The organism is Castellaniella sp. (genome assembly GCF_004321985.1).
GTDB lineage: Bacteria > Pseudomonadota > Gammaproteobacteria > Burkholderiales > Burkholderiaceae_B > Castellaniella.
In genome coordinates, this window is sequence record NZ_SCQN01000031.1 from 1 (window position 1) to 3,954 (window position 3,954).

General features: G+C 61.3%; 2 protein-coding genes and 2 pseudogenes. All 4 read right to left on the reverse strand.

Annotated features, from left to right (window positions below):
- Positions 1-33: 33 nt before the first annotated feature.
- Positions 34-1,247 (reverse strand): annotated as a pseudogene (locus tag EPN31_RS06515) (IS3 family transposase).
- The gene (locus EPN31_RS06520; protein WP_291770919.1) at positions 1,208-1,702 is read right to left on the reverse strand and encodes an ATP-binding protein; all 495 of its coding nucleotides are present in this window, start codon (positions 1,700-1,702) and stop codon (positions 1,208-1,210) included. The pseudogene EPN31_RS06515 and the gene EPN31_RS06520 overlap by 40 nt, the downstream one beginning before the upstream one ends.
- Positions 1,699-3,221: pseudogene (istA, locus tag EPN31_RS06525) on the reverse strand (IS21 family transposase). The gene EPN31_RS06520 and the pseudogene istA overlap by 4 nt, the downstream one beginning before the upstream one ends.
- A gap of 272 nt (positions 3,222-3,493) precedes the next feature.
- Positions 3,494-3,954, reverse strand: a 461-nt coding sequence (locus tag EPN31_RS06530; protein WP_291770921.1) for a glucoamylase family protein, incomplete at its 5' end; no start/stop codon positions are given.

Here is a 3,954-nt window from a genome sequence, read left to right on the forward strand (position 1 = left end):
TGGCCTGCCCGGTATTTTGTACCAGTGAGATGGTTAGTGTAGCGCAACGGGAGAAGAGGATATCTGCCCGTCGCAGTAGTAGGCGGTGTGGGAAAGTGGGAAGCGTTCTTTGCTTTCCACTTTTCCATACCGCTGGGAAGTTTCGGTCTGCAGTGCTGCCGGGGCTGGCGGCCTGTAGCCCAGAGAAGAATGTGGACGCTCGGTGTTGTAGTAGACGCGCCAGCGTTCCGTCAGCACCCGCACCTCGTTCAGCGAATAGAAGATTTCTCCGTTCAGGAATTCATCGCGCATTTTGGAGTTGAAGCTCTCGCAGTAGCCGTTCTCCCAAGGAGATCCTGGCTCGATGTAGAGCGTTAGGGCTCCCGTTTTCGCCAGCCACTTGCGCAACTGCTTGGCCACGAACTCAGGCCCGTTGTCTGATCGAATGTATTCGGGGATGCCATGCGCGATCATGGCATCGGCCAGGAGCTCGATCAGCTGATTGCTGTTGATCCGGCGCCCAACATGGATCGCCAGGCACTCCCGCGTGTACTCGTCGATCAGGTTCAGGAACCGCACCGTTCTTCCGTCATGAGTGAAAGCGCTCATGAAATCGTAGGACCAGACGTGATTGCGCCGCTCCGGCCGCAAGCGTACGCAGGAGCCGTCGTTGAGCCACAAGCGCCCGCGGGGCTTCTGCTTTTGCGGCACCTTCAGCCCTTCGCGACGCCAGATCCGCTCCACGCGATCCTTGCCTACATTCCAGCCCATCTTCTGCAATTCAATGGTGATGCGTCGGTATCCATACCGGCCGTACTGGCTGGCCAGTGCGATAATGGCCCGGGTCAGCGCGTCTTCGTCGTCCCGCTGCGTGGGCTGGTAGCGTTGCGTGCCGCGTGGTTGGTGAACCAGTTGGCACGCATGACGCTCACTTGCCCCTTGTTGTTGCCTGGCATGTTCCACAGCGGTACGGCGCCGCTCCGGGCTTAGAAGTTTCCCCGGGCGATGTCCTGAAGGATTTGCTTGTCCAGGCTGAGTTCAGCAACCAGGCGCTTTAGCTTGCTGTTCTCCTGCTCCAGCTCCTTCAACCGTTTAGCCTGGTCCACCTTCAAGCCACCGTACTCCTTGCGCCAGCGGTAGTAGGTCTATTCGGTGATACCGGCTTCGCGACTTGCCACCGGGTGTGTTTTTCCGTTCGCCACAGCCACTTCGATCTGCCGCAGAGTATTCACAATCTGCTCAGGCGTGTGCTTCCTCGGCTTGCCCATTCCATGCTCCTTCCATACCAGTTTGTCTCACTCCCACTGGTACAGAATTTGCCGGGCACTCCACAGGCAGCCAGACCGAGCGCCAGAGCGATGTGGGTCTTGCCGGTGCCGCTGTTGCCGAGCAGCAGCACGTTCTCTCTGCGATCAAGATACTCGGAGCGGGCCAGTTCCAGCACCAGCGTCTTATTCAGCGCAGGAATGGAGAGGAAGTCGAAGCTGTCCAGGCTCTTCATCACGGGGAACCTGGCCTGGCGGATGCGGCGCTCGACGGCGCGGCGGTCGCGGTCGAGCAGCTCCAGTTCAGTGAGCCGCAGCAGATACTGCGGAAAGGTTGATTTTTCAACCGCGCAGGTGCGGGCCAGCTTGTCGTACTCCCGCAGCATGGTGGGCATGCGCAGCGCCTTCAGGTGATGTTCAAGCAGAACCTGCGGCGTGTCTGGCGGCGGTGAGCTCATAGCGCAGCCTCCATCGCCGGCGGTTCAGGCGGGGCGCTGAGCAGGCTCATGTAATCGGCGGCGCGTGTGGAGCGCACCGCGGCCAGGGGCAGATGCGGCCAGTTGGTCAGGTCCAGCCTGGGCGGACGCCGCTCAACGCGGCAGAGCAGCAGATGGCGAATCGCATCGAAGCTGATGGCGTTCAGCTCGAGCGCATGTTCGATGGCGGCGGCGACTTCGGCCAGCGGGAAGGTCTCGAGTAACCGCGGCATCTGGATGTACTCTCTGGCGGCGCGCTTGTTGAGCCGCGCTTCCAGCAGCCGGCGCAGGTGAGCGAAGCAATCCGGCAGTTGCCAGTTGGTAAGTGGGGCTGCCTGGTCTAGCGCGCGGCACTTATGTTCAAGGAGCGCCAGATAGTGGAGCGGGTTGTAGACCGTGGCTTCGCGATCGTAGCTGCGCTGGTGCTCGGCGATCACCTCATGGCCCAAGGCGATGACGATGCGATGAACGTAAGCCTTGACCAGCACCTGGCGGTGGCCGTACTGGGTGGGTACCGAGTAGTCGTTGGTCTTGTAGCGGACCAGGGAGATGGAACTGACGCGCGCGGTGGTCTTGTCACAGGCTTCAAAGCGCGCCCGTGGCAGTGGCAGCAACGCGGCGCGATCACGCTCGAAGCGTTCCCCGATGGTCTCGGTGTGGCCGCGCAGGCGTAAGGCGCGGCGGGCCATCGCGTCGCGCACGAACTGCTCGTTCAACGCCTCCCAACTTGCCGCGTGCGGAATCGGCACCATGAAGTTGCGCCGCGCCGTGCCGACCAGGTTCTCCACGCCTCCCTTGTCGTTGCCCTTGCCGGGCCGGCCGAACTTGTCGGCAAACAGGTAGTGGCTCTGCAATGCGGAAAATGCTCGCGTCTTCTGCCGCTCGCCGTCGCCGAGGATGCGCGCCACCGCAAGCGTGGTGTTGTCGTAAAGGATGCGCGTGGGCACGCCGCCGAAGTACTCGAAGGCGCGGACATGTCCTTCCAGGAAAGCTTCGGCCGTCTCGGCCGGGAAGGCCTGCACAAAACAGTCGTCGGAATGCGGCAGGTCGAAGACCATGTAGTGTGCCGTGATGCGGCGCCGGCGATGACGACGTCGGCTTGGCCGAAGTCGGCCTGGGCCTCGCCGGGCGCATGGCTCAGCGGGATGAACATCTCGCGGCCGCCCAGCTTGGCGTCGCGCACGTAGTCCTTCACGATGGTGTAGCCCCCACTGTAGCCGTGTTCGGCCCGCAGCCGATCGAAGATCCGTTTGGCCGTGTGCCGCTGCTTCGGCGGTCGCTGCTTGTCGTCCTCGAGAATCGCGTCGATGACGCCCTGCCACGGGCCCAACTTCGGCCTTCGCACCGGCTTCTGCCGCCGATAACCAGGCGGCAGGGAGTACTCCAGCATCTTCGTCACGGTCTTGCGGGCCAGGCCAAACTCCCGCGCCGCCGCCCGCCGGCTCATCCCGTCCACCAGCACCGCCCGCCGTATACGCGCATAAAGCTCCACGGTCTTCATCCCTCCGGTATCCCACAGAAAACACGTATCCTGTGAGCTCCGAAACTCCTCCGGAACCCCGAAAAGAACCTGTGTGTCTGTGAAAGTTACTGCCTGGCGGGGTGGACTACTTTTACTCCGCCACGAACCGGCGCTCACGCACCGCTTCGTGGTCTATTTTTGCGCCGCCGCGTACACCCACCAACGTGGGGATAAAACTAAGATCACGCCGGATACACTTAAGGAGCATTGTCTCTGCTGCGCTCTCCGCCTGTTTTCAGCGGAGAGTTGCCTTATTTCGGAGTTACAGCATCGATTTTCTTCTGTACCGCTGCGATCTCCGGATCAGCCATGAGAGTCTTCCACAGAAGGCCAGTACGGTGGTTTTCTACCATGGCGACAATGGGCGCTTGATTGAGCCCCATGTAAATGGGAGAGACCCAACCAGCGCCAGGATTATAGGCATCGCGTGGGCCGTAGATGCCCCAGAGATCACCACCCAGATCGCGATAGTAATGCTTGAAAGCTTCCATCGAGGCCTCAGGCGTGTATGGGAAGGAAGCCAGAGCGCCCGTCAGCGTCAGGGTTCCGTGGTCGCCGAACTCGTCCGGAGCTGAAGCTTCGTAGCCTTCGGGAGTGTCGCTGGCGGTGAGGCCCCAGGCATTCGGGCCATAGCCTGGGAAGCCCTTCGGATTTGCAATGCAGTAGGCGCGATTGATGAGTATAATATTGCGGTTGTTTTCGAAATACGAGG

Excerpts from the sequence above, each read along its gene's own strand:
- EPN31_RS06520 (WP_291770919.1), bottom strand. The coding sequence starts at position 1,702 with ATGAGCTCACCGCCGCCAGACACGCCGCAGGTTCTGCTTGAACATCAC.